The organism is Saccharopolyspora endophytica (genome assembly GCF_018070075.1).
In the GTDB taxonomy this organism is placed as follows: Bacteria; Actinomycetota; Actinomycetes; order Mycobacteriales; family Pseudonocardiaceae; genus Saccharopolyspora; species Saccharopolyspora endophytica.
This window is the reverse complement of the sequence record NZ_JAGPXE010000014.1, coordinates 69,356-95,027: the sequence shown is the minus strand read 5'-3', so window position 1 is coordinate 95,027 and position 25,672 is coordinate 69,356. Positions and strand designations below refer to the sequence as shown.

The following is a 25,672-nucleotide window of genomic DNA, read 5'->3' as shown; positions in this document are numbered from 1 at the left end:
ACCGCCTCCAACAGCGGAGGTGCGGAGGCCGGTGGATTTCCGGCGGGGAACGCCTCGAACGAGGCGGTGCGATGCTAGCAGTCAGCGCACGAGGCCCACGCCGGCCCAGCAGCCCGCGCGGTGCGGTTCCCAGCCGTGGGGGTCGGCCGGGTCGGGGCGCCACTGCGGGGTCCACACGACTCCGGGTGGCACCAGCTCGGTGCCGTCGAAGAGCGCTCGCACCTCGTCCCGGGTGCGGAAGGTGACCTGGGTGGCGGCGTTCTCGGCGAAGAACCGCTCGACGCGGGCGGCCTCCTCCTCGCGCTCGTCGGCGGTGAGCGTGGAGATCACCACGGCGCTCCCCGGGGCGAGCACGTCGCGGTAGCGGTGCATCCCGGCCTGCTCCTGCGGGGTGATGTAGTGCAGGACGGCCACCGTCAGCAGCGCCACCGGGCGCGAGAAGTCCAGCAGGCGGACGGTTTCCGCCGCTCCCAGCACGGCGTCGGGATCGCGGACGTCGGCGTGGACGATGCCTTCGCCGTCGTCGCTCTCCAGCAGGTGGCGGGTGTGCGCGACGGCGACCGGCTCGACGTCGACGTAGAGCACCCGCGCCCGGGGATCGCGGGACTGCGCGATCTCGTGCACGTCGCCCACGATCGGGATTCCCGAGCCCAGGTCCAGGAACTGGTCGATCCCTCGGTCCAGGCAGAACCGCACGGCGCGCTGCAGGAACGCCCGATTGGCGCGGGCGATGAACGGCCCCGTCGGCGCCACCGCGCGCTGGATCTCCTCCCACGCGGCGCGATCGGCCGCGAAGTTGTGCTCACCGCCGAGGTCGTAGTCGTAGATCCGCGCCGCGTTCGGCGTCGCGCAATCCACATCGGGAACATCCACCGCCCACGCCCCGCAACGCTCCTGCGACACCATCACCCGAAGTGACAACGCTCCCCCGGCCAGGCACACCACGTCGCCCCGGATCTCCGCTGAAATCCGGTACCAGGGTGCGGGAGCTGCGAAGCTGGTGCGGGAGGTGCTGTGATGATCCGGTTGGCCGAGGAAGACGATCTTCCGATGCTGCGCGAGGTGGAGCGGGCGGCGGGCAGGCCGTTCGCCGACGTCGCGATGGACCTGGTGGCCTCCGACGAACCTCCGTCCCCGGCGGTGCTGCGGGAGTTCCAGGAGGCCGGGCGGGCGTGGGTCGCGGTCGTCGAGGACGTTCCGGTGGCGTACCTGATCGCCGAGGTCGTCGACGGGTGCGCGCACGTCGAGCAGGTCTCCGTGCACCCGGATCATGCCGGTCGGCGAATCGGTTTCAGGCTCATCGAGACCCTCGCGGACTGGGCGCGGGATCGTGGCCTGCCGGCGCTGACGCTGACCACCTTCACCGAGGTCGCCTGGAACGGGCCCTACTACCTGCGCTGCGGGTTCCGGTACCTCGCCGACGACGAGCTCACCCCGGGGCTGCGGGAGATCCGCGCCGCCGAGGCGGTCGCCGGGCTGGACGCGTGGCCGAGGGCCTGCATGCGACGCGACCTGTAGGGATCTTGCGGCTGCCGGTCCGGGCTTGCAGACTTCGTCGTCATGTCGAATTCCATACGTTGTGCCCTGTTGTCGGCGTTGATCGCCGTGGTGACGGCGCTCGGGCTCGTCGCTCCGGCGGGCGCGGCGCGCGAGATCGCCCCGCGGCCGAGCACCGAGGAACTGGCCCGGCAGCTGCTCGACCTGCAGGTCCGCAGCCGCGGTGAGGTCCGGGTGACCCCGATCGGCGCCAGCAACCAGCAGCGGCCGGTGTGGAGCGCGCGGGTCGGGCACGGCCCGCAGCGCATCCTCTACGTCACCCAGCAGCACGGTGACGAGCCGCTGGGAACCCCTGCGGCCCTGGAATTCCTGCGCGAGGTCGGCATCGGCAACGATCAGCACCAGCGCTGGCTGCGCGAGCAGGTGACCGTCGACGTGGTGGTGCGCGCCAACCCCGACGGTCACGAGCACAACTGGCGCTACAACTACGACCCGGACGCCGATCCGGAGTTCGGCGAAGCGGGCAAGGGCTACGACATCAACCGCTACCACGACCCCGCGGTGGCACCGGAGGACAACCCGGCGACCGAAGCGGGTCTGATCCGACGGCACCACGCCGACTTCCAGCCGCACATCTCGGTCGACTACCACATGCAGGGCCGCTACGTCGGCGGCGACGGACGTGAGATCACCGCGTCGTTGATGTGGCCGACGACTCCGGGCGTCGCGGAAGAACCGCTGAACCTGGCCAAGCAGGTCTCGGTGGTCGCGCGGTCCGCGATGGACGCCGGTGGCGCCAACGTCTCCCAGTACCCGGGCGGCGACTACCAGGGCATCGCCCGCAACGCCTACGGCCTGCTGGGCAGCGGCAGCGTGCTCATCGAGCTCAGCGACATGGGTCCGGAGCACGAGCAGTTCCAGATCACCTCGGCGCTGGACTCCATGCACGCCATCGCCGAGGCCACGGCCGACGGCTCGGTCGCCTCGGTCGACCCCGCCGAGGCCGAGGCCATCCCGCCCCGCGGCGAGCCCATCCCGGCAGCCACCACCCGCGCCGGCGACTGACCGGAGGGGGCCGTTCGAATTTCGCGCGAAATTCGACATCCGAAGTTCCAGGTCGAATTTCGCGCGAAATTCGAATCCGCTCGTTCAGCCTGATCGAGGTCCTGCGTGTCCGGTCAGTTCGGACTCAGAACCCGCGACCGCTCAGGTGTTGACGATGCGCCGAAGCCACGCCGTCCGTGTTTCGGCGGCCGACTTGCTCAGCTGGGCTCCGGGGAACATCCGGAACCCGTGGAAACCACCGGGCCAGACGTGCAGTTCGGCGACTCCGCCGGCCTGCCAGATGCGGGTGGCGAAGGCGACGTCCTCATCGCGGAAGGTCTCGGCGGAGCCGACGTCGATGAACGTCGGCGGCAGCCCGGACAAGTCCTCGGCGCGCGCGGGAGCCGCGTAGGGCGAGACGTCGCCGCCGCCGCGGGAATCGCCGAGCAGCGCGGTCCAGCCGACCTCGTTGGCCTGCTGGTCCCAGATGCCCAGCCCGCGCATCTGGTGCGCCGACGGGGTGTCGTTGCGGTCGTCGAGCATCGGGGCCTGCAGCAGCAGCCCGATGGTCTTCGGCCCGTCGAGGTCCCGGCTCATCAGCGCCACTCCGGCGGCCAGCCCGCCGCCCGCGCTGCCGCCGGTCATGACGATCCGCTCGGTGTCGAAGCCGTGATCCGCGCCGTGCTCGGCGATCCAGCTCAGCCCGGCGTAGCAGTCCTGAACCGGTGCGGGGTGCGGGTTCTCCGGCGCCACCCGGTAGTCCACCGACACGATCGCGCACCCCAGCTCGCGGCCCCACTCGGTGGCCATGACGTCGAGCGCCTGCCGGTGATCGCCCATGATCATGCCGCCGCCGTGGATCGAGTAGACGACCGGCAGCGGACCGGTCGCCTCGGACGGCCGCACGATCACCAGCGGCACCTCGGGAGCGCCCTGCGGCCCGGGAACCGCGCGGTGCTCGACGGTGAACCCGTCGGCCTGGAGCTGCTCGTCGGTGGTGAACTGCCGCGACATCTCCCGCAGCTTCGGAACGTCCTCCAGCGTGAAGCCCATCCCGGTGCTGGGCATGGACTTCAGGAAGACCTCCAGCTCGGGGTCGAAGGGGACCGGCGGCGCAGCCTCACTCATCACGCATTCCTCACGCAGCTCTCGACGCGGCCGGTCGCACCGCGCTCCTCGAACGATTCAACCACCGCCCGCAACCGATTTCAGCGCGCCGCACGCGCGGTGACCAGAACGGCCTCGACGGGCCGCTCCTTGCCGGGCAGGAACGCCGCGATGCTCAGCGCCGCCAGGGCGGCGAGGCAGCCGATGCCCATGATCACCTGGAAGCCCGCCTGCGACGGCACGGTGATCGGCCCGAAGCCGGTGGTCATCTGCGCGAGCACGGCCCCGGCCACCGCGCTGGACACCGAGGTCCCGATGGAGCGCATCAGCGTGTTGAGGCTGTTGGCCGCAGCGGTCTCCGACACCGGAACGGCACCCATGATCAGCGCGGGCATCGCACCGTAGGCCAGGCCGATCCCGGCGCCGATGACGCTCGAGACGACGATCAGCTGCCACAGCTGCGACATGAACACCACGCCGAGCCCGTACCCTGCGGCGACGACCACGGCACCGATCATCAACGTCACCTTCGGCCCGCGTGCCTTCGAGGTGCGGGCCGAGACCGGCGACATCGCCATCATCACCAGACCGGAGGGCGCCATCACGATGCCGACGGCGAGCATGGTCTGCCCGAGGCCGTAGCCGGTTCCGGTGGGCAGCTGCAGGACCTGCGGGAGCACCAGGGACATCGCGAACATGGCGAAGCCGAAGACCGCCGAGGCGATGTTGGTCAGCAGCACCTGGCGGCGGGTGATGGTGCGCAGGTCCACCAGCGGCGCGGCCACGCGCAGCTCCCACCAGCCCCACACGCCGAACACCACGACGCCCGCAGCGGCGAGCCCGAGCGTGGTCGCGCTCCCCCAGCCCCAGCTCGCGCCCTTGGACACCACCAGCAGCAGGCAGATCAGCCCGGCCGAGAGCCCGAGCGCGCCGAGCGGGTCGAAGCGCCCGCCGGAGCGCACCGGCGACTCGGGCACGAAGGTCACCACGAGCGCGGTGGCCAACGCTCCGAGCGCGGCCGAGGTCCAGAACAGCACGTGCCAGTCGGTGCGCTCGGCGAGGAACGCGGCAGCGGGCAGGCCCAGCGCACCGCCGACGCCGAGCGAGGCGCTCATCAGCGAGGTCGCCGAGCCGAGCCGCTCGGCGGGGAGCTCGTCGCGCATGATGCTGATGCCCAGCGCGATCACGCCGGAGGACAGGCCCTGCATGACGCGGCCGATCACGATCATCGGCAGCGAGCTGCTCACGCCGCAGAGGGCCGAACCGAGGATGAGCATCGCCAGGCTGATCAGCAGCATCCGCCGCTTGCCGTGCATGTCCCCGAGGCGCCCGACGACCGGGGTGGCCACGGCGCCGGCGAGCAGCGTCGCGGTGACCGCCCAGGCGGTGTCGGCCGCGGAAGCGTGCAGCAGGCCCGGGAGCATCGGCACCAGCGGGATCACCGTGGTCTGGGTCATCGCGACCGAGATGCCGGCGAAGGCCAGCACCAGGACCACGAGGTTCGATCGATCTTCCCCTGGAGCAGCGGATTTCTCCGCTTTGCCGGGAATTGCTCGCATGCTCGGGGAACCTCTCGTTCGAACTGTCCGGTGTCGTCCCGGATAGCCTAATTCAGTCAGTTGACTTAATCCAGTCGGTCCCACTAGTTTCGGGTCAGCACGACCACGATCACGAGGAAGGTCGGCATGACCAACACGCTGCACCCGGCCGACGAGGCGGAGATCCCCGAATACCCCATGACCCGCGCGTCGGGGTGCCCCTTCGACCCGCCGCCGCGGCTCAAGGCCCTGCAGGAAGAGGCACCGATCCACCGGGTGCGGCTCGCCGACGGCACCACGCCGTGGCTGGTGACCCGCTACGCCGACCAGCGCGCGGTGCTCGCCGACCCGCGCATCAGCTCCGACGCCGACCGGCCCGGCTACCCGCGCGGCGTGCCCGCGCCGCCCGGCGGCTCGAAGATCAGCTTCATCCTGATGGACGACCCGGAGCACGCGCGGCAGCGCCGGATGGTGACCGCGCCGTTCACCGTCAAGCGCATCGAAGCGATGCGACCCGCGGTGCAGAAGATCGTCGACGACCAGATCGACGCGCTGCTCGCCGGACCGAAACCGGTGGACCTCGTCGAGGCGTTCGCGCTGCCGGTGCCGTCGCTGGTGATCTGCGCACTGCTCGGCGTCCCCTACTCCGACCACGACTTCTTCCAGGACAACAGCAAGGTCATCATCCGCAGGGACGCCACGCCCGAGCAGCGCGCCGAGGCGATGGGCGACCTCACCGGTTACCTGGACGACCTCGTCGGCCGCAAGCTCGACAACCCCGGCGACGACCTGCTCTCCGGCCTGTGCGAGCGGGTGAAGGCCGGTGAGCTGGAGCGCGCGGACGTCGCGCAGATGGGCGTGCTGCTGCTCATCGCCGGGCACGAGACGACCGCCAACATGATCGCCCTGGGCACCCTCGCGCTGCTGGAGCACCCCGAGCAGCTGGCACTGGTGCGCGAGACCGAGGACCCCAAGGTCGTGGCCGGCGCGGTCGAGGAACTGCTGCGCTACCTGCACATCACGCACAACGGGCGCCGCCGGGTCGCGCTGGAGGACATCGAGGTCGGCGGGCAGCTGATCCGCGCGGGCGAGGGCGTCATCATGCCCAACGACATCGGCAACCGGGACCCGGAGGTCTTCGACGACCCCGACCGCCTCGACCTCACCCGCGACGCCCGCAGGCACGTCGCCTTCGGCTTCGGCGTCCACCAATGCCTCGGCCAGCCGCTGGCCAGGATGGAGCTGCAGGTCGTCTACAGCACGCTGTACAAGCGGATCCCGACGCTGCGGGCCGCTGTCGAGCTCGACGAGATCCCGTTCAAGCACAACGGCGCCGTCTACGGCGTCTACGAGCTCCCCGTCACCTGGTAAACCCGAACACCCCACCACGAAACGGAAATCCCGCTCATGAAGGTCACCATCGACCAGGACAAGTGTGTCGCCTCGGGCCAGTGCGTCATGGCCGCCGAGGACGTCTTCGACCAGCGCGACGAGGACGGCATCGCGGTCCTGCTCACCGACTCCCCCAGCGCCGAACTCGCCGACGACGTCCACCACGCGGCCGCGGTCTGCCCGGCCCTGGCCATCACCGTCGAGGACTGAAGGAGGTCCGCGGCGATCGTCGGCGCGATCGCCGCGGAACTCGTCAGCCCCAGACCTCGGCGGCCGTCTCGACGATGAGCCGGAGCTTGGCGATCTGGTCCTCGTAGGTCAGGGCGTTGCCCTCCACCGTGGACGAGAAACCGCACTGCGGGGACAGGCAGAGCTGGTCGAGGTCGATGTGCTTGGTGGCCTCCTCGATCCGGCGCTTGAGGTCGTCCTTGCTCTCCAGCTCGCCGCGCTTGGTCGTCACCAGACCCAGCACGACGCGCTTGTGCTTGGGGACGTAGCGCAGCGGCTCGAAACCGCCCGAGCGGTGGTCGTCGAACTCCAGGAAGAACCCGTCGACGTCGAGTTCGCCGAACAGCGCCTCGGCGACGAAGTCGTACCCGCCCTCGGCCACCCACGACGAGCGGTAGTTCCCCCGGCACAGGTGGGTCGTGATGGCCATGCCCGCCGGGCGGTCGGCCAGCGCGGCGTTGATCTGCTCGATGTAGCGCAGGTGCTGGCGCTCGGCGTCCTCGCCGCGCTCGGCGATGACCGCGCGCTGCTTCTCGTCGTTGAGGTAGGCCAGGCTGGTGTCGTCGAGCTGGAGGTAGGTGCAGCCCGCGTCGGCCAGCGCGCGGACCTCGGCGGCGTAGGCGGCGGACAGGTCGCCCCAGAACTCCTCGACGTCCGGGTAGATCGCCGGGTCCAGGGCCGTCTTGCCGCCGCGGTAGTGCACCATGCTCGGCGACGGGATGGTCAGCTTCGGCGTGACGCCCTCGGCGACCGAGGCCAGGTGCTGGAAGGCGTCGAGGAAGATCGGTTCGGACAGGCCGACCTTGCCGGCGATCTGCAGCGCGGCCGGCTGCCACTCCACCACGCCGTCGGCGTTCTGGAAGCGCACGGTCGTGGTCGCGTCGCCCTGGCGGATCCCGTCGAGCTGCAGGATGAAGTCCTGGTGCCAGTAGGCGCGGCGGAACTCGCCGTCGGTGGCCGACTTCAGGCCCACGTCGCGCTGCGCCTTCACGACCTCGCGGATCGCCTCGTCCTCGACACCGCGCAGCTCGGCGGCATCGATGCGACCGTCGGCGTGGTCCTGCCTGGCCTGGTGCAGCCGCTGCGGGCGCAGCAGGCTGCCGACGTGGTCGGCGCGGAACGGGCGTTTGGCGTTGGACTTTTCCGGTCCCGTCACGGTGATCCCACTCTCGATCGACTCGCCCGGCTCAGCCGGTGCGCTTGTCCGCACGAGAATCCAAACATCCGCGGCACTCCCCGATCGTCGGTGCGATGACCCACCACCGCCTCGGCGGATGTCCCGGCACCACCACGACGAATGTCCCGAACCCGAGCGAACGCGATGCGGGAGGGTCAGGAGCGGTGGAAGCCCGCGTAGTCGTGGGTGGCCGCGTCGTCGCAGAGGGCGGCGTAGTGGGCGAGACCGCCGGCGTAGGGCATGAAGACCCGGGGTTTGCCCGGGACGTTCGCGCCGAGGTACCAGGAGCTCTTCGCCTGCGGGAGCAGCGTCCGGTCCGCCGCCGCCTGGACCTCCTCGCCCCAAGCCCGCTCGGCCTCCTCGGTGGCCTCGATGCGCTCGAACCCGTTGTCGCGCAGGTCTTTCAGGCAGCGCGCGATCCAGTCGACGTGCTGCTCGATCGAGGTCGGCATGTTGGTCAGCACCGACGGGCTGCCCGGACCGGTGATGATGAACAGGTTCGGGAACCCCGCCACCTGCAGGCCCAGGTAGCTCTGCGGACCGTCCCGCCACTTCTCCGCGAGGGTGCCGTTCGCGCCGCGGACGTCGATGCCGAGCATCGGTCCCGTCATCGCGTCGAAGCCGGTGGCGAACACCAGCGCGTCCAGTTGGTGCTCGGCCGCGCTGGTGCGCACCCCGCCCTCGGTGACCTCGACGATCGGCGTCTCGCGGACGTCGACGAGGGTGACGTCGTCGCGGTTGTAGGTCTCGAAGTACCCGGTGTCGATGGGCGGGCGCTTGGCGGCGAACGGGTGGTCGTGCGGCAGCAGCCGCTCGGCGACCTCCGGATCGCGCACGGTCTCCCGGATCTTCTCCCGGATGAACTCCGCAGCGGTGTCGTTGGCGTCCTGGCTGCTCAGAAGGTCGTTGAAGGCCGCGCGGAAGCGCAGGCCGCCCCGCTGCCAGGCGGCCTCGTAGACCTCCCGCCGCTGCTCCGGCGAGGTGTCCACGGCGTTGTGCGGCGAGATGCGGAACGGGTGGCCGTTGCCGGTTTGCCGTTGCAGCGCGCGGATCTCGGCGTACTCCGCGCGCACCGCGGCCTGGAACTCCTCGTCCAGCGGCGCGTTTCGGGCCGGGACGCTGAAGTTCGGGGTCCGCTGGAACACCGTCAGGTGCGCGGCCTGCTCGGCGAGGACCGGGATCGCCTGGATGCCGGTCGACCCGGTGCCGATGACGCCGACCCGCTTGCCGGTGAAGTCCACGTCCTCGTGCGGCCACCGACCCGTGTGGTACCACTCGCCGGCGAAGGAATCCAGGCCCTCCAGTTCCGGCACGTTCGCCGACGACAGGCACCCGACGGCACCGATCAGGAACCGCGCCCGGAGCTCCTCACCCCGCTCGGTGCGCACCGTCCAGCCCTCGTCGAAGGACGCCGCGGTGACGCGGGTGCCGAACCGGATGTCGCGGCGCAGGTCGAAGCGGTCGGCGACGTGGTTGAGGTAGGCCAGGATCTCCGGCTGGCGCGGGTACCGCTCGCTCCAGCGCCACTCCTGCTGCAGGTCCTCGTCGAAGGAGAAGCTGTAGTAGTAGCTCTCGGAGTCGCAGCGGGCGCCCGGGTAGCGGTTCCAGTACCAGGTCCCGCCCACCCCGTCGCCTGCTTCGAGGACCGCGGCGGACATGCCGAGCCCGCGCAGCCGGTGGAGCATGTAGAGCCCGGAGAACCCGGCACCGATGACGATCGCGTCCAGCATGCGGCCTCCTCATCTACCTGCTGCGCAGGGCTTTTCGGCGAGCCGTTCACCACGCTAACCGTTCGAACCGGGCATGGCCATGGTGAAGCAGACCGCCGTTCCCTCCAGCACCGTCGTGCCGTCGTCGCGGCTGACGGTGGTGGTCAGCTTCGTGATGGGCTTGTCGTCGCGGACCTCGTCGACCTGCACGCGGCCGGTGATGGTGTCGCCCGGCCGGACCGGTGCGGTGAAGTTCCAGTTCACGTTGAGGAACACCGTTCCCGGTCCGGGCAGCTTCTCGGCCACCACGGCGTTGAGCACCGCGCTGGTCACCCCGCCCTGCACCACGATCTCGCCGAACTGCGAGGACTCGGCCGCGTCGACGTCGTAGTGCAGCGGGTTGCGGTCGCCGCTGATCTGGGTGAACAGCCGGATGTCGGTCGGTCCGATGGTGCGGGACAGCTCGGCGGTCTCGCCGACCTGGGGTTTGCCGTGGGGCCACACGTCGCTCATCAACGCCTCCTCCGTCTGCCGGGTTTCCCCCGTGAGTACCAGCGCGAGCGGCGCGTTTCCACTCACCGCGCCCGCCGGGTCCCGAGCCTTCCCATCGCGATCGCGCCGACGAACGGTCCGGGCGCCAGCAGCAGGAACGCGAACCGCCAGCCCACGGCGTCGGCCAGCAGCGGGACCAGCTGGATGCTGACCACGGTCAGGGCGAAGCCGATCGCGGTCTGCGCGGTGAGCGCGGTGCCCACGAACCGCGGGTCGGCGGCCTCGCTCAGCGACGTGGAGAACACGCCCGAGTCGGCGATCACCGCCGCGCCCCACACCACGCAGAACACCACCAGCACGGCGGGTCCGGCGTCGAAGGCCAGCGGAGAGAGGACGCAGCACGCACCGCTGATCACCAGCGCGGCCACCGCCGCCGGGGAACGTCCGTAGCGGTCGGCACCCCACCCGCCGAGCAGGCATCCGAGGGCACCGGCGATGCCGATGGTGATGAACACCGTGATCCCCGTCGAGGCCGGCAGCTCCCGGCCGGCCTCGCTGGCCAGCAGGAACGTCGGGATCCACGTCCACAGCGCGTAGAGCTCCCACATGTGCCCGAAGTAGCCGAGGTTGGCCAGCCGGGGACCGCGCTCGGCGAACATCGTCAGCGCGTAGCGCGGGTTGTGCACCGCCGCCGAGGCGGCGAGGTGCGGTCCGGGCCGCACGACGGTCACCGCCACCAGCGCCCCGAGCAGCCCGGTGCCGGCGGCGGCGACCAGCACCGCGCGCCACGGCAGCGATCCGAGACCGCCGATGAGGTGCGGCAGCGCCGAGCCGATGGTCAGCGCCGCGATCAGCAGTCCCATCGCCAGACCGCGTCCCCGGCTCGGCGCCCAGGAAGCCATCAGTTTCATGCCGACCGGGTACACCCCGGCCAGACACATGCCGGTCAGGAAGCGCAGCGGGATCGCGGCGGCCATGCCGTCGACCAGGCCCGCGAGCAGCAACGTCCACCCGGCGGCGAGCGCGGCGCTGGTGGCCAGCAGCAGGTGCGGGCGGATCCGGTCGGCGAGGTTCAGCAGCGACGATCCGACGGCGCCCACGACGAACCCGAGCTGCACCGATCCGGTCAGCCACACCGCCGCTGCCGCGCTGATCCCCCACTCCTGGCGGAGCGTGGGGACCACGGCGGACACGGAGAACCACACGGCCAGCCCGAAGACCTGGACCACGGCGATCGCGCCGCGCTGCACACCCGAACGCATGCCCCGCAGTCTGCCTCACCGAACGCGGTTGACCCGACGGGCGCGGGGTGCTTGTGTCGGAGCGTGCTGGACAAGGAACGGATCGTGGAAGCGCTCGCCGCCGAGTGGGACGCGCTGGACCGGCTGCTGACCGGGCTCGACGACGCGCAGTGGGAGCAGGACACGACGCTGCCGGGCTGGCGCGTGCGCGACGTCGCCGCGCACCTCATCGGCACCGAGCTGATGCTCAGCGGTGAGCCGACCCCGGACGCGGGCGGGGACGTCGAGTCCTTGCCGCACGTGCACAACGACATCGGCGCGCGCAACGAGCGCTACGTGGCGCACTTCCGGTCGCAGTCCCACGAGGCCGTGCTGGCGAAGTTCCGGGAGGTCACCTCCGCGCGGCTGGCATCGCTGCGGGCGATGTCGGACGAGGAGTTCCACGCACCGGCGATGACCCCGGCGGGTCAGCAGACCTACGCGCGGTTCATGCGGATCCGGGTGTTCGACTGCTGGATGCACGAGCAGGACGTCCGGGACGCCGTCGGCCTGCCCGGTGGCGAGCAGGGTGAGTGCGCGGACCTGTCGGTCGACGAGATCACCACGGCCTTGGGCTTCGTCGTCGGCAAGCGCGGTGGCGCACCGGACGGATCCAGCGTCACCTTCGACCTCGGCTCCCGCGCGCTGCACGTCGCGGTGGACGGCCGGGCGAAGGTGGTCGAGTCGCTGCCCGGGGAGGCCTCGGTCCGCATCACGCTGCCGCTGGGCGTGTTCACCCGGCTCTGCGGCGGCCGCGTCGATCCCGAGAAGGCCTTGCCCTCGGTCGCTTTCGACGGTGACGAGGCCCTCGGCGAGCAGCTCGTCACCCACCTCGCCTTCACCATCTAGTCGAGGTGGAAGACCTCCTCGATGGGCCGCATCGCCTCGTCGGGCGCGACGGTCCCGTCGAAGAGGTCGCCCATCTGCGCCTGCCAGCGGGTGTTGACCTCCTTCTCCGCCATGGCCGCGCGGGACGCCTCGAAGTCCTCGCACTCCAGGTAGCCGATGAGGGTTCCGTCGGGACGCAGGAACAGCGAGTAGTTGCGCCAGCCGGTGTCGTGCAGCGCCTGGCGCATCTCCGGCCACACCGCGCGGTGTCGCTGCCGGTACTCCTCGACCCGGTCGGGTTTGACGTGCAGGACGAAGCAGATCCGCTGCATCACCTGGCCCACCCCTGCTCCTGCTCGATCTCCTCCAGCGTCAGGCCTTCGGTCTTCGGCCCCCAGATGACGCCGATGACACCGCTGATCACGATGAACGCGGTCAGGATGTAGGCCAGCGTCTGGAACCCGGTGGCGGTGATGATCGGGACGAAGAAGCTCCAGAAGCCGAGACCGATGCGCACCACGGCGAACATCAGCCCCTGCGCGGTGCTGCGCAGCTTGGTCGGGAACAGCTCGCCGGACCAGATCTGGAAGAAGTGCTGGGCGCCGAAACCACCGCCGATGCCGATGGCCACGATGTACCCGAGCGCGGTGCCGAAGTTCAGCGGCAGCACGGCCAGCAGCAGCATGCCGCCCGCCTGGATCACGGTGGACAGCGCCAGCATCAACCGCCTGTTGAACCGGTCGTTGAACGGCATGAACACCAGCACGGTGAACACCGCGACCAGCAGGAAGTACAGGCACTGGAGCCCGACGCTGGCGGCGTCGCTCTGGCTGCCGAACGCCTTGAGCAGGTACGGGGTGTAGAAGCCGTTGGTGCCGGCGAAGAGGTTCCAGATGCCGTACATGCCGATGAGCATCAGCGACAGCCGCAGGCCCTTGCCGGTGAGCAGCGGGCGCAGCGCGGCGCCCCACTTCACCGGGCCGGTGTCGGTGGTTTCCTGCTCCCAGCGGGCGGATTCGCCGATGCCGTGGCGCATCCACCAGGTGATCAGCGCGGCGACGAACAGGCTCGCGAACAACAGCCGCATGCCGAGCATCCCGAGCGGTTGCAGCGCGAGCCCCAGCGCGAGGGTCACGATCGGTCCCAACGACCACATGACTTGGGACAGGCCGCCGAGCTTGCCGCGCTTGCGGGCCGGGGAGAACTCGGTGATCAGGCTCCACGAGGCCGGGATGTCCGCGCCGACGGCGAGGCCGACCAGGATGTAGCCGACGAACAACATCCAGGTGTCGACGGCGAAGATCAGCCACAGCGTGCCGAACATGTACAGCAGCAGGTCGTAGGCGTAGATCTTCTTGCGCCCGTACCGGTCGCAGATGTAGCCGCCGACGAGCGCGCCCACGCCCGCCGAGATGGCGTTGGAGCTCAGCGCGCCGAGCAGGCCGACGGTGCTGTCGGTGAGCCCGTACGCCTGGACCCACACGCTGAGCGCGACGGAGCCGGCGACGATGGAGCCCGCATCGATGTAGCTGGCCATCGCCGCTACGAACGACCATTTCCAGTGCTGTCCTGACGAGGCGTGCTCGCTCTGCCGGACGCCTGCGGATGAAGTCATCGTTGTCCTTCATGCAGCTCATCGACGTCGTCCGCACCCGGGTCGCAGACGGCGCTTGAAACGTTTTATGTGGCGAGCACACTAGAGAGCGGCCCCACGCCCGTCAAGCGTCCGAATGGACGAGGGCTGTTCTCTCAAAACCTCTTCGGGGAATTGACTCCCGCCATACCCGCGACCTACCGTGAACGACGGGATTTAAACGTTTCAAGCACTGGCGACGCGCACTGGAGCGACGATGGCCGACCGCAAGACCGTCAAGGCGGCGCTGACCGCGCAGCGGATCGAAACCCCCTCCTGGGCCTACGGGAACTCCGGGACGCGGTTCAAGACCTTCCTGCAGGAGGGCGTTCCGCGCGACCCGTTCGAGAAGCTCGACGACGCCGCCCAAGTGCACGCCTTCACCGGCATCGCCCCCAGCGTCGCGCTGCACATCCCCTGGGATCGGGTCGACGACTACGCCGCGCTCGGCGCGCACGCCGAATCCCTGGGGTTGTCCCTGGGCGCGATCAACCCGAACACCTTCCAGGAGGACGAGTACAGGCTCGGCAGCATCTGCAACCCCGACCCGGCGGTCCGCCGCAAGGCGCAGGCCCACCTGCTGGAGTGCGTCGACATCATGGACGCCACGGGGTCCGACGCGCTGAGCCTGTGGTTCGCCGACGGCCTCAACTACCCCGGCCAGGACTCCCTCGTCGAGCGCCAGCAGCGCCTGTCGGAGGCGCTGCGCGCGGCTTACGACAGGTTGGGCGAGGACCAGCGGATGCTGCTGGAGTACAAGTTCTTCGAGCCCGCGTTCTACGCCACCGACGTCCCGGACTGGGGCACCTCCTACGCCCACTGCCTGGACCTGGGCGAGCGCGCGCAGGTGCTCGTCGACACCGGGCACCACGCGCCGGGCACCAACATCGAGTTCATCGTGGCGTTCCTGCTCGGGCGCGGGCGGCTGGGCGGGTTCCACTTCAACAGCCGCTTCTACGCCGACGACGACCTGATGGTCGGTGCCGCGGACCCGTTCCAGCTGTTCCGGATCATGCACGAGATCGTGCGCGCCGGTGCCCTGGAGGAATCGGCGAACGTCGCGTTCATGCTCGACCAGTGCCACAACCTGGAGCCGAAGATCCCGGCGCTGATCCGCTCGGTGCTCAACGTCCAGGAGGCCACCGCGAAAGCCCTGCTGGTGGACGGCGACGCCCTGGCCGGCGCGCAGCGCGAGGGCGACGTCCTCGGCGCCAACGCGGTGCTGATGGACGCCTACAACACCGACGTCCGCCCGCTGCTGGCCGAAGTCCGCGAGGGCATGGGCATCGACCCCGACCCCATCGCCGCCTACCACCGCTCCGGCTACGCGGAGAAGATCATCGCCGGTCGCAAGGACGGCACCCCCGCGGGCTGGGGCGCCTGAGGATTTTCCCGTTCCGCTGAGCACGGAGAGGTTTGACATGAGCTCGACGCATCCCGAAGTGGCTGCGCTGCTTGCGCGTTCGCACGAACTGGGCGCGGACCCCCGCAACACCAACTACGCCGGGGGCAACGCCTCGGCCAAGGGCGAGGCCACGGACCCGGTGACCGGTGGGTCGGTTCCGCTGATGTGGGTCAAGGGTTCCGGTGGCGATCTGGGGACGCTGACCGAGGCGGGGTTGGCGGTGCTGCGGCTGGACCGGCTGCGGGCGCTGGTCGACGTCTACCCGGGCGTGGACCGCGAGGACGAGATGGTGGGTGCCTTCGACCACTGCCTGCACGGCAAGGGCGGCGCGGCACCGTCGATCGACACCGCCATGCACGGGCTGGTCGAGGCCGCCCACATCGACCACCTGCACCCCGACGCCGGCATCGCGCTGGCCACCGCCGCCGACGGTGAGGCGCTGACCGCGGAGTGCTTCGGCGACCAGGTCGCGTGGGTTCCGTGGCGGCGTCCCGGTTTTCAGCTCGGCCTGGACATCGCCGCGATCAAAGAGGCGAACCCCAGCGCCATCGGCGTGGTGCTGGGCGGGCACGGGATCACCGCGTGGGGCGCGACCAGCGAGGAGTGCGCGCGCAACTCGCTGCACATCATCCGCACCGCGGAGAAGTTCATCGCCGAGCGCGGCAGGCCCGAGCCGTTCGGGCCGGTGATCGAGGGCTTCGAGCCGCTGCCGGAGGAGCAGCGCAGGCGGCGCGCGGCCGAGCTTGCTCCGGTGATCCGCGGCCTGGCCTCCACCGACCGCCCGCAGGTCGGGCACTTCGACGACGCACCTGAGGTGCTGGAATTCCTGGCGCGCGAGAACCACCCGCGCCTGGCGGCCCTGGGCACCTCGTGCCCGGACCACTTCCTGCGCACCAAGGTCCGTCCGCTGGTGCTCGACCTGGGTCCCGACGCCGACCTCGACGAGGTGGTGGCCCGGCTCAAGGAGCTCCACGAGCGCTACCGGGAGGACTACCGCGCCTACTACGACCGGTTCGCCGAACCCGACTCGCCCGCGATGCGCGGTGCGGACCCGGCGATCGTGCTGGTGCCGGGGATCGGCATGTTCTCCTTCGGCAAGGACGCGCAGACCGCGCGCGTGGCCGCCGAGTTCTACCGCAACGCGATCAACGTGATGCGCGGCGCGGAGTCGATCTCCACCTACCAGCCGATCGACGAGGCGGAGAAGTTCCGCATCGAGTACTGGGCGCTGGAGGAGGCCAAGCTCGCCCGGATGCCCGGGCCCAAGCCGCTGGCGACCCGCGTCGCGCTGGTCACCGGGGCGAGCTCGGGGATCGGGAAGGCGACCGCGCAACGGCTCTCGGCCGAGGGCGCGTGCGTGGTGCTGGCCGATCTCGACCTCGACAACGCCCAGGCGCTGGCCGACGAGCTCGGCGGACCGGACAAGGCCGTCGCGGTGCGCGTCGACGTCACCGACGAGGAGCAGATCGCCGAGGCCTTCCGGGCCGCGGCGCTGGCCTTCGGCGGCGTGGACCTGGTGGTCAACAACGCGGGACTGTCGATCTCGAAGCCGCTGCTGGAGACGACGGTCGCCGACTGGGACCTGCAGCACGACGTGATGGCGCGCGGCTCGTTCCTGGCCTCGCGGGAGGCGGCGCGGGTGATGGTCGCCCAGGGCATGGGCGGCGACATCGTCTACATCGCCAGCAAGAACTCGGTGTTCGCGGGCCCGAACAACGTCGCCTACGGCGCGACGAAGGCCGATCAGGCGCACCAGGTGCGGCTGCTGGCCGCGGAGCTGGGCGAGCACGGGATCCGCGTCAACGGCGTCAACCCCGACGGCGTGGTGCGCGGTTCGGGCATCTTCGCCGGTGGTTGGGGCGCGCAGCGGGCGAAGGTCTACGGCGTGGAGGAGGACGAGCTCGGCGCGTTCTACGCCCAGCGCACCATCCTCAAGCGCGAGGTGCTGCCGGAGCACGTGGCGGCGGCGGTGTTCGCGCTGGTGGGCGGGGATCTCACGCACACCACGGGACTGCACGTGCCGGTCGACGCGGGTGTCGCCGCGGCGTTCCTGCGCTGAGGGAGTGCGCGGATGACGACGGAGTCGCCGACGTTCGCCGCGGTGGACCTGGGCGCGTCCAGCGGGCGGGTCGTCCTCGGACGGCTCACCGCCGGGCGGCTGGAGACCGCGGAGGTGCACCGGTTCGCGAACGGCCCGGTGCCGCTGCCGGACGGGTTGCACTGGGACGCGGTCGGGCTGTTCCGCGAGGTGCTCATCGGGCTGCGCGAGGCTGGTCGCCCGGTGTCGGTCGGGGTGGATTCCTGGGCGGTCGATTACGGCCTGCTGGATTCCTCGGGCTCGCTGCTGGGCGAGCCGTTCCACTACCGGGACTCGCGGACGGATGCGGTCGCGGAGTCCTTCGTGGACTCGTTCGGAGCTCCGGAGTTGTTCGCCCGCAACGGCTTGCAGTTCCTGCCGTTCAACACGATCTTCCAGCTGGCCGCGTCGAAGGGCGCGGCGCTGGAGGCGGCGGAGGTGCTGCTGCTGATCCCGGACCTGATCGGGTACTGGCTGACCGGCCAGGTGGGGGCCGAGCTGACCAACGCCTCCACCACCGGTCTGCTGGACGCGCGGACGCACGAGTGGTCACCGGAGCTGGCGCGGGCCGCGGGCATCGACCCGTCGCTGCTGCCCCCGCTGCGCAGACCGGGCGACGTCGTGGGCGAGCTGCTGCCGCCGGTGGCCGAGGAGACCGGTCTGACCGGCACTTCGGTGGTGGCGGTCGGTTCGCACGACACCGCCTCGGCGGTGGTCGGGGTTCCCGCCCGGTCCCCGAACTTCGCCTACGTGTGCACCGGCACCTGGTCGCTGACCGGCCTGGAACTGCCCGCCCCGGTGCTCACCGAGCAGGCCCGCCGCGCGAACTTCACCAACGAGCTCGGCATCGACGGCACGGTCCGCTTCCTGCGCAACATCATGGGCCTGTGGCTGCTCCAGGAGAGCCTCCGAACCTGGGGCCTGACCTCGCACGACCTGCCCGGTCTGCTGGCCGAGGCGGCGCGGGCGGAACCGCTGACCGCGGTCGTCGACGCCGAGGACACCCGGTTCCTGGCGCCCGGCGACATGCCGGCCCGCATCGCCGATGCCTGCCGCGAGACCGATCAGCCGGTTCCGCGGACGCGGGGCGCTCTGGTCCGTTGCGTCCTCGAAAGCCTCGCCCTGGCCCACCGCCGCGCCATCCGCGAGGCCGCCGCGCTCTCCGGCCGGGACGTCGACGTCGTCCACCTCGTCGGCGGCGGCGCCCGCAACGAACTGCTCTGCCAGCTCACGGCCGACGCCCTGGGCATCCCCGTCGTGGCGGGCCCGGTCGAAGCCACGGCCACCGGAAACCTCCTCACCCAGGCCAAAGCGGCCGGCCACGTCGCCGACCTGACCGAGCTCCGCCGGATCATCGCCACCTCGCACCGCCTCGACCACTACACGCCGCGAGGAAGCACGGGTCCCTGGGACGAAGCCGAAATCCGACTCCCCAGCAGACCAACCCCGTGAGACCACCCCGATCCCCGCCACCCTCCCGGGTGAAGAAATTCGAATTTCGCGCGAAATTCGAAGCCTCGCCGTGCGACTCGAATTTCGCGCGAAATTCGAATCGGGCGCCGGGCCAGGGGCTCTCCGGGAGTGTCCTGGCGTGGGTGAGTTCGAGGTTTCGCGTGGGGTGGTCTGGTTCCCATCGCGTCTGATCAGGGGTTCGTCCCTCGACGGCCTGGCGGGCAACGGGGATGTCGCGGAGTGGAGGCGCGGTTTCAGCGGTCCGCGCGGCCGACGAGGTGGAAGAGCCGGCTGAGCTGCCGGTAGGGGTCGCGCCGACCTGCTTCGAGCTCGACCTCGGCCGCGGCCTGCAGCTGGTCGGCGTCGTCCGGGTCGAGCGCGGCTCCGCCGAGGTCGAGCCAGTCGACGAACAGCCACACGCCGTACCACTGGACGGGCCGGACTCCGCGCGCGTCGATGAGATCGCTGATCTCCTCGACGGTGTCGGCGCGGGTCGGCAGCCCGAGCACACCGGTCTCGCGGGTGGTGTCGAACGAGGCGAGCGCGTCGGCCCACCGCCCTTCCAGGGCGGGGCGCACTGCCATCGCCCCGGCGTTGCCGGTCATGATCGACACCAGACCGCCGGGAACGACGCACCGGCAGAGCTGGTCGACCACCGGTTCGGGATCGTCGAGGTAGCCGATCACGCCGTGGCACAACACGGCGTCGAAGCGCTCTCCGCCGACCGCCTGCGAGGCGTGCGCCCCGTCGCCCTCGACGAAGGTGACCCGCTGCCGAACGTCCTCGGGGAGCCGCTGCCGCGCCTTGTCCAGCATGCCCGCCGAGGAGTCCATCAGGACGACCTCGTAACCCGCCCTGGCCAGCGGGAACGACTGGTGCCCCGCACCGGCTCCGACGTCGAGGACCCTCGCCGGTGGCGGCGGCAGGTGCTCCCCCAGCTGCCGGTGGATCACGTAGGTGCGCACGCGCCCCTTGACCGAGGCGTACGCCCCGTCGGCGAACTCGTCGGCCAGCCCGGCCCAGGTGTCATCGACCGCCACGTCCCGAAGTGTCCCGCATCCACCGGCGGAGGTTGGTAGAACTCCTCGCATGGCCGCTTGGGACGCCGACGCACCTGGGGTGCTGGCACTGCCGTCGGGACGCCTGGTCCGGGGACGCGGGTTGCGCAGACCCCTCCCCGACGGCCCGCGCCCGGAGTTCGCGCTGCACCTGCTGGGCCGCCGCCCCACCTCGGTCGAGTGGGATTCCCGCTGGGTGCGGTGGCCGGACTTCCGGCTCCCCACCGACCGCGCCGACGCCGCCGACGCCCTCCGCGAGGCGTGGGGCCGAGCACCCGGCGAACGCGTCGAACTCGCCTGCGGCGGAGGCCGCGGCCGCACCGGCACGGCGCTGGCCTGCCTCGCCATCCTCGACGGCGTCCCGCCCGGCGAAGCCGTGGCCTTCGTCCGCGCCCACTACCACCCCCGCGCGGTCGAAACTCCCTGGCAGCGGCGTTACGTCCGCGGTTTCCGCGCCTGACGCCAGGACTTTCGGCCGGTCCCCGGGCTCCCGGACGCGGCTGACACTGGTGTGGTCGACGGGGTGCCCACCCGGCACTCCGCGATGCGATGGCAGGGGGCGGAGACCATGCGAATGCTCATCAGGATCAGGCCGGGCCTGCAGGCGGCCAACACCGCAGTGGCCGACGGCTCGATGAAGGTGGCGATGGAACGGGCTCACGAACAGCTCAAGCCCGAGGCTTCCTACTTCCTGCCGCAGGACGGCCAGCGCACGGCGCTGTTCATCTGCGACATCGCCGACGAGTCCCAGCTCGTGTCGATGCTCGACCCGTTCTTCTCCAACCTGGAGGCGAAGATCGACGTCTTTCCCGTGATGAACTTCGACGACCTCCGCGCGGGATTGGACCAGCTCTCCCAGGGCTGAGCCCACCTCTGCCCAGGTCAAGAGTCCGTCCTGAATCCGCCTGGGGTTCGCCGGGACGTCATCTGTGCTCCATAGCGTCAGTCCGGTTTACCCGAACTGACCGAACAGGTGGAGCATGACCTCGAACTCCTTCCGCCCCAACCGCCGCCAGGTGCTGCTGGCCGGTTCGGCCGCGATCGGCGTTGCGGCGCTAGGCACCTCCGGGCTGGCCGGTGCCGCCGGTGCCGGTACCGGCCGGATCCGCGAGCCGTTCCAGCTGGGCGTCGCCTCCGGTGACCCGCTGCCGGACGGCGTGGTGCTGTGGACCCGATTAGCCCCCGAGCCGCTGACCGAGGACGGTTTCGGCGGCATGCCCGACCAGGTCGTGCCGGTGCAGTGGCAGGTCGCGACCGACGAGCGGTTCACCGACGTCGTCGCCGAAGGCACCGAGCAGGCCGAGCGCGCCTCGGCGCACTCCGTGCACGCCGAGGTCTCGGGCCTGCGGCCGGGCGCCGAGTACTTCTACCGCTTCCGCGCGGGCAGCGAGCTCAGCCCGGTCGGCCGCACCAAGACCGCCCCGGCGCCGGGCGCGAACCTCGACACGTTCTCCTTCGCCTTCGCCAGCTGCCAGAACTACGTCGCCGGGCAGTACACCGCCTACCAGCACATGGCCGACGAGGACCTGGACCTGGTGGCCTTCCTCGGCGACTACATCTACGAGGGCGGCGACGCGGGCTCGATCGGGCGTCCGCACGTGCCCGCGCACGAGATCATGGACCTCGCCGACTACCGGACCAGGCTCGGCCAGTACAAGGCGGACCCGTTCCTGCAGGCAGCGCACGCCGCGTTCCCGTGGGCCGTGGTCTTCGACGACCACGAGGTGGAGAACAACTGGGCGGGCGACCTCTCCCAGCCCGACACCGAGCCCGACCAGGACCCGGCGGTGTTCCGCCAACGCCGCGCGCAGGCGTTCCAGGCCTACTACGAGCACATGCCGCTGCGGCGCGCGCAGCGGCCGTCCGGACCGGACATCCGCATCCACCGCCGTTTGACCTTCGGCGACCTGGTCGACGTGCACCTGCTGGACACCCGCCAGTACCGCGACGACCAGGAGGTGCCGCCGGAGCAGGTCGCCGACCCGGAGCGCACCCTCCTCGGCGCCGAGCAGCGGAAGTGGTTGCTGGACAACCTCTCCGGCCAGACCGCGCGCTGGAACGTGCTGGCGCAGCAGGTGTTCTTCAGCCAGCGGGACTTCGCCGCAGGCGATGCGGACTCGTTCAGCAACGACGCGTGGGACAACTACCCGGCCGAGCGCAACCTGCTCCGCGACCGCATGACCGGCGTCTCGAACCCGGTGGTCATCACCGGTGACGTGCACGCCAACTACGCCGCCGACATCAAGGCCGACTTCGAGGACCCGGCTTCGGCGACGGTCGGCGTGGAGCTGGTGGGCACCTCGATCACCTCGGGCGGCAACGGCTCCGACCAGAACCCGAGCGATGCGGTGCAGCTGCAGGAGAACCCGCACATCAAGTTCATCAACCGCAAGCGCGGCTACGTCCGCAACACCATCACCCACGACTCCTGGACCGCCGACTACCGCGTCGTCGACCAGGTCACCGCCCCCGGCGGTTCCCTGTCCGACCGCGCCACCTTCACCATCCAGGCAGGCAAGCCGGGCCTGATCCAGGGCTGAGGGGCGCAGCCGTGGAGGGTCGGGGCCTCCCGACCCTCCACAGTGGAACGATCCCGCCCCGGGCCCAACGCGCGGCCAACACCGGATGAAGACCTGCTACCAGCGGACATCGCGGGCCTTCCGCAGCGCGGGTGCCGGTGGGCGTTGGGTACTGTTGGAGCCGATTCAACGGCGAGCTCGTAGGACGTGACATGACGAACGCGCGGCGGAAGCTGATCTTGGTCCGGCACGCGAAGTCCGCGCACCCGGACGGTGTGGAGGACTTCGAGCGGCCGCTGGCCGAGCGCGGCCGACGCGACGCTCCCGCGGTCGGTCGTTGGCTTCGGGACAACGCCTACGCGATCGAGGCCGTGCGCTGCTCACCGGCCCTGCGCACCCGCGAGACCTGGGAACTCGCCGGGGCGCACATCCCGGCCGGACCGCAGGTCAGCTTCGACGAGCGCATCTACGACGCCACCGCGCACCAGCTGCTCGCGATCGTGCGGGAGATGCCGGTGAAAGCGATGACGACCGCGATCATCGGCCACAACCCGGGCCTGGAAGACCTGGTCCACCTGCTCACCGGCGAGTCCGTCGAGCTCAAGACCTCGGCGGTGGCCCTGCTCAGCAGCGAGCGCGCCTGGGCCGACGCCGACGAGTCCTGGACCTGCGCGTCCACCTTCGCCAAGCCTCGCGGCTGACCGCCACCACCCTGCCCAGCGCCACGGTGTCCAGGCGCACATCGGACGTCCTGGGTCCGGCGTTCTAGACTCCGCCCATGGTCGACATCACCGGTGAGCCGTTCTTCCGCCCCGACGGGAACCTGCTGGTCCCGGGCCCGCACGCGAGCAGCCCGTGGTCGCCGCAGATGATGCACGGCCGGCTGTTCGGCGGCCTGCTGGCGCGGTCGCTGGAGCTGGAGCACGGCGCGGAGGACTTCCAGTTCGCCAGGTTGACGGTCGACCTGTTCCGCAGCGCCCAGCTCGAACCGGTCCGCGTCGAGACGCAGCGGGTTCGCGACGGACGCCGCATCCGGGTCGCCGACGCCACGATCTACTCCGGTGAGAAGGCGGTCGCCCGAGGCAGCGCCGTCCTGCTCCGCCGAGGTGAGCAGCCCCAGGGCGAGGTTCCCACCACCCCGCCGTGGTCGATGCCCACACCCGCCGAACTCGGCCCGCCCCCGGCCTCCGCCGGCCAGTGGGAGCCGCCGTTCGACATCTGGATGCTCGACGAGTCCGGCGCCCCGACCGACTGGTCCAACGCGGGCGCCCGCCGGGCCTGGCTCCGCGACACCCACGACCTGGTCGAGGGCGAGACCATGTCCCCGTTCGTCCGCACGGCCACCGCCGCGGACTACGCCAGCCCGCTGGCCAACATGCCCAAGGGCGGCGCGCTGGGCTTCATCAACGCCGACTACACGCTCACCCTCAGCCGCATGCCGTCCTCACCCGAGATCGGCATGGAGGCCACCGGTCACCTCAGCCAGGACGGCGTGGCCACGGCGTCCACGACGTTCCAGGACGCCGAAGGCCCGTTCGGCTACTGCAACGTCACGGCGGTGGCGACCCCGCCCATGGCCTGACCTCGGTGTTCAGGGCTGAGCGCTCCCGCTTCGAGCGGCCGGGAGCGCTCACCCCTGGGCCGGTGATCAGCGCTGGTTCAACTCGCCCGACTTGATCTTGCGCGAGAAGGCCGCCCACTCGTCGCTTCCGACGGCCAGGATCGGGCTCCGCTCCCCTAACTTGCTGTCGCGGACCAGACGACCACCCGCAACAGCCGCGGTCTCAACGCATTGCGCCTTCCCGGAGCTGTAACTGCTCTTGGTCCACCGAACCTCGTTCTCCGGAACGTGGTTTGCCATCGAAATCGCCCCTCTCGAATGCACTAACCCATCTGTTCAGCCGCCTCGACGAGGAAATCACGCGATTCCACCGGTCCGAGAGCGGCAGCCTGCAACCGGTCCCACAAGACGGCGTGACTCGACACGGATTCATGGGCGTCGAGGTACTGCGCGTCATCGTGGGACTCGACGTACACGAAGTCCAGAGTCGAGCCGAACCCGGGAGCGGGGATGTCGAGCAGGGTGAAGCGGTAGGCGATGTGCCCGGCGTTGCTCCGGGCGTTGAAGGGCAGGACCTGGATCTGGACGTTGCGCAGCCGTGTCATCTCGATGAGGTGGTGCAGCTGTTCGCGCATCACCTCGGGCCCGCCGACCTGACGGCGCACGCACGATTCCGAGAGGACGAACGACATCCGGGGCGGATCTTGCCTGGTGAGCAGTTCCTGCCGTTCACATCGAGCCAGGACGATGGTCTCGATGTCATCTTCCGGATCGAGCATGTGGCCGTCCTCGAACAGCGACCGGATGTAGTTCTCCGTCTGGAGGAGGCCGGGGATGACTTCGACCTCGACCGATTTGAGGGCTGCGGCGTCTCGTTCGAGGTCGACGAACAGGCGGAACCAGTCCGGGTAGACGGCGCGGTAGCCGGCCCACCGCCCTCGTTGGTTCTGGCCGCGCGCGAGGTCGAGCAGGACTTCGGCGTGGTCGGTTTCGGCACCGTAGAGCTCGCTGAGCAGCTTCACGTCACCGGCCTGGATGCTGCTCTGCGCCAGCTCGATGCGGCTGATCTTGCTGGTCCGGCAGCCCAGGTGGCGTGCGGCCTTGTCGGGGTCGATCCCGGCCTGCTCCCGCAATCGCTTGAGCTCGTTGGACAGCAGCAGTCGCCGAACGGTCGGGGTCGTGGCCATCGAGAGGTGCCTCCGTGGTGCGAACGGGTCGTGATCAGTATCGATCGCCGGGCGCCCCGAGAAGATCCCCCTTTCGAGCGAAACAACATTAGGAGTCCTACATTCACCGCCCCGCCTGCCGATGTTCCTGGCAGCTCGGTCGGCGGTGCCCTCCTCCCCGACTCGGCGCCGCCGACCGAGCCCTCATCTCACGAGAAGGGACAGCGCGGTGTCTTCCGAAGCACGAACCCAGCGCCACTACTGGCTGCCGATCCCCAACCCCGATGGCAGCGGAGGCACCCGCCACGCCTTCCGCGGCCACCGCTGGCTGGGAACCCCGACCGAAACGGCCGTCTGCGACCGGGAAACACCCATGGCCCAACCGTCCGAAATGGACTGGGTCTGCTTCCCGACCTGCCGCACCTGCAACGAGACGCTCAAGGGCGAACAACCGTGAGAGCCGGTTCGGGATGACCGGATCGTGCGGTCGAGTGGCGGGATCGTGCCTT

Annotated in this window: 26 protein-coding genes; 14 read left to right on the top strand and 12 right to left on the bottom strand. The window is 70.4% G+C overall.

All coding sequences use genetic code 11. From position 1 onward, the window contains the following. Window positions 1–81 precede the first annotated feature (81 nt). On the bottom strand, window positions 82–873 hold the full coding sequence (locus tag KBO27_RS27205) for an SAM-dependent methyltransferase (protein WP_307870644.1): 792 nt from the start codon (window positions 871–873) through the stop codon (window positions 82–84). A 144-nt stretch (window positions 874–1,017) separates the two neighbouring features. Here KBO27_RS27205 and KBO27_RS27200 point away from each other — a divergent pair, with 144 nt between their 5' ends. Continuing rightward, window positions 1,018–1,518 (top strand): GNAT family N-acetyltransferase, encoded by a 501-nt coding sequence (locus tag KBO27_RS27200; protein WP_210972702.1) that lies wholly within the window; start codon window positions 1,018–1,020, stop codon window positions 1,516–1,518. Window positions 1,519–1,587: 69 nt separating this feature from the next. After that, window positions 1,588–2,562, top strand: a complete 975-nt coding sequence (locus KBO27_RS27195) for a M14 family zinc carboxypeptidase (RefSeq protein WP_307870643.1) — start codon at window positions 1,588–1,590, stop codon at window positions 2,560–2,562. 141 nt (window positions 2,563–2,703) lie between these two features. Here KBO27_RS27195 and KBO27_RS27190 read toward each other — a convergent pair whose 3' ends face one another. Beyond that, window positions 2,704–3,669 carry an alpha/beta hydrolase gene (locus KBO27_RS27190; RefSeq protein WP_210972700.1) on the bottom strand — a complete coding sequence of 322 codons (966 nt, stop codon included), beginning with the start codon at window positions 3,667–3,669 and terminating at the stop codon, window positions 2,704–2,706. An 80-nt stretch (window positions 3,670–3,749) separates the two neighbouring features. Beyond that, window positions 3,750–5,207, bottom strand: a complete 1,458-nt coding sequence (locus KBO27_RS27185; RefSeq protein ID WP_210972699.1) for an MFS transporter — start codon at window positions 5,205–5,207, stop codon at window positions 3,750–3,752. Window positions 5,208–5,333: 126 nt separating this feature from the next. On the opposite strand from KBO27_RS27185, the gene KBO27_RS27180 reads away from it, so the two are divergent. Both KBO27_RS27180 and KBO27_RS27175 read left to right on the top strand, forming a co-directional pair. After that, window positions 5,334–6,557, top strand: coding sequence for a cytochrome P450 (locus KBO27_RS27180; RefSeq protein WP_210972698.1), 1,224 nt, complete (start codon window positions 5,334–5,336; stop codon window positions 6,555–6,557). Window positions 6,558–6,593: 36 nt separating this feature from the next. Continuing rightward, the gene (locus KBO27_RS27175; protein WP_210972697.1) at window positions 6,594–6,788 is read left to right on the top strand and encodes a ferredoxin; all 195 of its coding nucleotides are present in this window, start codon (window positions 6,594–6,596) and stop codon (window positions 6,786–6,788) included. Between the two features lie 43 nt (window positions 6,789–6,831). Here the strand turns inward: KBO27_RS27175 and KBO27_RS27170 are convergent, their stop codons facing one another. The 4 genes from KBO27_RS27170 to KBO27_RS27155 form a co-directional block, all read right to left on the bottom strand. Continuing rightward, the gene (locus KBO27_RS27170) at window positions 6,832–7,962 is read right to left on the bottom strand and encodes a 5-methyltetrahydropteroyltriglutamate--homocysteine S-methyltransferase (protein ID WP_210972696.1); all 1,131 of its coding nucleotides are present in this window, start codon (window positions 7,960–7,962) and stop codon (window positions 6,832–6,834) included. A gap of 176 nt (window positions 7,963–8,138) precedes the next feature. After that, window positions 8,139–9,713, bottom strand: coding sequence for a flavin-containing monooxygenase (locus KBO27_RS27165; protein WP_210972695.1), 1,575 nt, complete (start codon window positions 9,711–9,713; stop codon window positions 8,139–8,141). 54 nt (window positions 9,714–9,767) lie between these two features. After that, a complete protein-coding gene (locus KBO27_RS27160) occupies window positions 9,768–10,205 on the bottom strand; it encodes a MaoC family dehydratase (protein ID WP_210972694.1) in 438 nt (145 codons plus the stop codon). A gap of 62 nt (window positions 10,206–10,267) precedes the next feature. After that, on the bottom strand, window positions 10,268–11,446 hold the full coding sequence (locus tag KBO27_RS27155; RefSeq protein WP_210972693.1) for an MFS transporter: 1,179 nt from the start codon (window positions 11,444–11,446) through the stop codon (window positions 10,268–10,270). Between the two features lie 63 nt (window positions 11,447–11,509). Between KBO27_RS27155 and KBO27_RS27150 the strand changes: the two genes are divergently transcribed. Beyond that, window positions 11,510–12,313: a maleylpyruvate isomerase family mycothiol-dependent enzyme gene (locus KBO27_RS27150; protein WP_307870641.1), complete on the top strand. Its 804-nt coding sequence runs from the start codon at window positions 11,510–11,512 to the stop codon at window positions 12,311–12,313. Here the strand turns inward: KBO27_RS27150 and KBO27_RS27145 are convergent. Together KBO27_RS27145 and KBO27_RS27140 are read right to left on the bottom strand one after the other, a co-directional pair. After that, complete coding sequence (locus KBO27_RS27145; protein WP_210972788.1) at window positions 12,310–12,624, bottom strand: L-rhamnose mutarotase; 315 nt, start codon at window positions 12,622–12,624, stop codon at window positions 12,310–12,312. The genes KBO27_RS27150 and KBO27_RS27145 overlap by 4 nt on opposite strands. Next, on the bottom strand, window positions 12,624–13,907 hold the full coding sequence (locus KBO27_RS27140) for an MFS transporter (protein ID WP_210972691.1): 1,284 nt from the start codon (window positions 13,905–13,907) through the stop codon (window positions 12,624–12,626). The genes KBO27_RS27145 and KBO27_RS27140 overlap by 1 nt, the downstream gene beginning before the upstream one ends. 235 nt (window positions 13,908–14,142) lie before the next feature. On the opposite strand from KBO27_RS27140, the gene rhaI reads away from it, so the two are divergent. The 3 genes from rhaI to KBO27_RS27125 are packed head-to-tail and all read left to right on the top strand — an operon-like array spanning window position 14,143 to window position 18,859. Then, complete coding sequence (gene rhaI / locus KBO27_RS27135; protein ID WP_210972690.1) at window positions 14,143–15,309, top strand: L-rhamnose isomerase; 1,167 nt, start codon at window positions 14,143–14,145, stop codon at window positions 15,307–15,309. A gap of 37 nt (window positions 15,310–15,346) precedes the next feature. Continuing rightward, window positions 15,347–17,389 carry a bifunctional aldolase/short-chain dehydrogenase gene (locus KBO27_RS27130; RefSeq protein ID WP_210972689.1) on the top strand — a complete coding sequence of 681 codons (2,043 nt, stop codon included), beginning with the start codon at window positions 15,347–15,349 and terminating at the stop codon, window positions 17,387–17,389. A gap of 12 nt (window positions 17,390–17,401) precedes the next feature. Then, a complete protein-coding gene (locus KBO27_RS27125; RefSeq protein ID WP_210972688.1) occupies window positions 17,402–18,859 on the top strand; it encodes a rhamnulokinase in 1,458 nt (485 codons plus the stop codon). Between the two features lie 254 nt (window positions 18,860–19,113). On the opposite strand, the gene KBO27_RS27120 is transcribed toward KBO27_RS27125, so the two are convergent. Beyond that, on the bottom strand, window positions 19,114–19,899 hold the full coding sequence (locus tag KBO27_RS27120; protein ID WP_307870640.1) for a class I SAM-dependent methyltransferase: 786 nt from the start codon (window positions 19,897–19,899) through the stop codon (window positions 19,114–19,116). Window positions 19,900–19,948: 49 nt separating this feature from the next. Between KBO27_RS27120 and KBO27_RS27115 the strand changes: the two genes are divergently transcribed. The 5 genes from KBO27_RS27115 (at window position 19,949) to KBO27_RS27095 (ending at window position 24,018) form a co-directional block, all read left to right on the top strand. Then, a complete protein-coding gene (locus KBO27_RS27115) occupies window positions 19,949–20,377 on the top strand; it encodes a protein-tyrosine phosphatase family protein (protein WP_210972686.1) in 429 nt (142 codons plus the stop codon). A gap of 114 nt (window positions 20,378–20,491) precedes the next feature. Beyond that, window positions 20,492–20,782 carry a DUF3303 family protein gene (locus tag KBO27_RS27110; RefSeq protein WP_210972685.1) on the top strand — a complete coding sequence of 97 codons (291 nt, stop codon included), beginning with the start codon at window positions 20,492–20,494 and terminating at the stop codon, window positions 20,780–20,782. 115 nt (window positions 20,783–20,897) lie between these two features. After that, window positions 20,898–22,457 carry an alkaline phosphatase D family protein gene (locus KBO27_RS27105; protein WP_210972684.1) on the top strand — a complete coding sequence of 520 codons (1,560 nt, stop codon included), beginning with the start codon at window positions 20,898–20,900 and terminating at the stop codon, window positions 22,455–22,457. 191 nt (window positions 22,458–22,648) lie between these two features. Then, window positions 22,649–23,137, top strand: coding sequence for a SixA phosphatase family protein (locus KBO27_RS27100; RefSeq protein WP_210972683.1), 489 nt, complete (start codon window positions 22,649–22,651; stop codon window positions 23,135–23,137). Between the two features lie 77 nt (window positions 23,138–23,214). Further along, window positions 23,215–24,018, top strand: a complete 804-nt coding sequence (locus KBO27_RS27095; protein ID WP_210972682.1) for an acyl-CoA thioesterase domain-containing protein — start codon at window positions 23,215–23,217, stop codon at window positions 24,016–24,018. A gap of 66 nt (window positions 24,019–24,084) precedes the next feature. Here KBO27_RS27095 and KBO27_RS27090 read toward each other — a convergent pair whose 3' ends face one another. Both KBO27_RS27090 and KBO27_RS27085 read right to left on the bottom strand, forming a co-directional pair. Beyond that, on the bottom strand, window positions 24,085–24,297 hold the full coding sequence (locus KBO27_RS27090; protein WP_210972681.1) for a DUF397 domain-containing protein: 213 nt from the start codon (window positions 24,295–24,297) through the stop codon (window positions 24,085–24,087). 23 nt (window positions 24,298–24,320) lie between these two features. Then, window positions 24,321–25,184 carry a helix-turn-helix domain-containing protein gene (locus tag KBO27_RS27085; protein ID WP_210972680.1) on the bottom strand — a complete coding sequence of 288 codons (864 nt, stop codon included), beginning with the start codon at window positions 25,182–25,184 and terminating at the stop codon, window positions 24,321–24,323. A gap of 208 nt (window positions 25,185–25,392) precedes the next feature. Between KBO27_RS27085 and KBO27_RS27080 the strand changes: the two genes are divergently transcribed. Continuing rightward, window positions 25,393–25,620 carry a hypothetical protein gene (locus KBO27_RS27080; RefSeq protein WP_210972679.1) on the top strand — a complete coding sequence of 76 codons (228 nt, stop codon included), beginning with the start codon at window positions 25,393–25,395 and terminating at the stop codon, window positions 25,618–25,620. Window positions 25,621–25,672: the final 52 nt, after the last annotated feature.

What these genes read in the sequence shown, in the direction of transcription:
- KBO27_RS27095 (WP_210972682.1), top strand. Translation starts at nt 23,215, where the DNA reads ATGGTCGACATCACCGGTGAGCCGTTCTTCCGCCCCGACGGGAACCTG.
- KBO27_RS27160 (WP_210972694.1), bottom strand. Translation starts at nt 10,205, where the DNA reads ATGAGCGACGTGTGGCCCCACGGCAAACCCCAGGTCGGCGAGACCGCC.
- rhaI (WP_210972690.1), top strand. Translation starts at nt 14,143, where the DNA reads ATGGCCGACCGCAAGACCGTCAAGGCGGCGCTGACCGCGCAGCGGATC.
- KBO27_RS27180 (WP_210972698.1), top strand. Translation starts at nt 5,334, where the DNA reads ATGACCAACACGCTGCACCCGGCCGACGAGGCGGAGATCCCCGAATAC.
- KBO27_RS27100 (WP_210972683.1), top strand. Translation starts at nt 22,649, where the DNA reads ATGACGAACGCGCGGCGGAAGCTGATCTTGGTCCGGCACGCGAAGTCC.
- KBO27_RS27130 (WP_210972689.1), top strand. Translation starts at nt 15,347, where the DNA reads ATGAGCTCGACGCATCCCGAAGTGGCTGCGCTGCTTGCGCGTTCGCAC.
- KBO27_RS27110 (WP_210972685.1), top strand. Translation starts at nt 20,492, where the DNA reads ATGCTCATCAGGATCAGGCCGGGCCTGCAGGCGGCCAACACCGCAGTG.
- KBO27_RS27145 (WP_210972788.1), bottom strand. Translation starts at nt 12,624, where the DNA reads ATGCAGCGGATCTGCTTCGTCCTGCACGTCAAACCCGACCGGGTCGAG.
- KBO27_RS27155 (WP_210972693.1), bottom strand. Translation starts at nt 11,446, where the DNA reads ATGCGTTCGGGTGTGCAGCGCGGCGCGATCGCCGTGGTCCAGGTCTTC.
- KBO27_RS27140 (WP_210972691.1), bottom strand. Translation starts at nt 13,907, where the DNA reads ATGACTTCATCCGCAGGCGTCCGGCAGAGCGAGCACGCCTCGTCAGGA.
- KBO27_RS27085 (WP_210972680.1), bottom strand. Translation starts at nt 25,184, where the DNA reads ATGGCCACGACCCCGACCGTTCGGCGACTGCTGCTGTCCAACGAGCTC.
- KBO27_RS27165 (WP_210972695.1), bottom strand. Translation starts at nt 9,713, where the DNA reads ATGCTGGACGCGATCGTCATCGGTGCCGGGTTCTCCGGGCTCTACATG.
- KBO27_RS27200 (WP_210972702.1), top strand. Translation starts at nt 1,018, where the DNA reads ATGATCCGGTTGGCCGAGGAAGACGATCTTCCGATGCTGCGCGAGGTG.
- KBO27_RS27115 (WP_210972686.1), top strand. Translation starts at nt 19,949, where the DNA reads ATGGCCGCTTGGGACGCCGACGCACCTGGGGTGCTGGCACTGCCGTCG.
- KBO27_RS27090 (WP_210972681.1), bottom strand. Translation starts at nt 24,297, where the DNA reads ATGGCAAACCACGTTCCGGAGAACGAGGTTCGGTGGACCAAGAGCAGT.
- KBO27_RS27190 (WP_210972700.1), bottom strand. Translation starts at nt 3,669, where the DNA reads ATGAGTGAGGCTGCGCCGCCGGTCCCCTTCGACCCCGAGCTGGAGGTC.
- KBO27_RS27125 (WP_210972688.1), top strand. Translation starts at nt 17,402, where the DNA reads ATGACGACGGAGTCGCCGACGTTCGCCGCGGTGGACCTGGGCGCGTCC.
- KBO27_RS27185 (WP_210972699.1), bottom strand. Translation starts at nt 5,207, where the DNA reads ATGCGAGCAATTCCCGGCAAAGCGGAGAAATCCGCTGCTCCAGGGGAA.
- KBO27_RS27105 (WP_210972684.1), top strand. Translation starts at nt 20,898, where the DNA reads ATGACCTCGAACTCCTTCCGCCCCAACCGCCGCCAGGTGCTGCTGGCC.
- KBO27_RS27175 (WP_210972697.1), top strand. Translation starts at nt 6,594, where the DNA reads ATGAAGGTCACCATCGACCAGGACAAGTGTGTCGCCTCGGGCCAGTGC.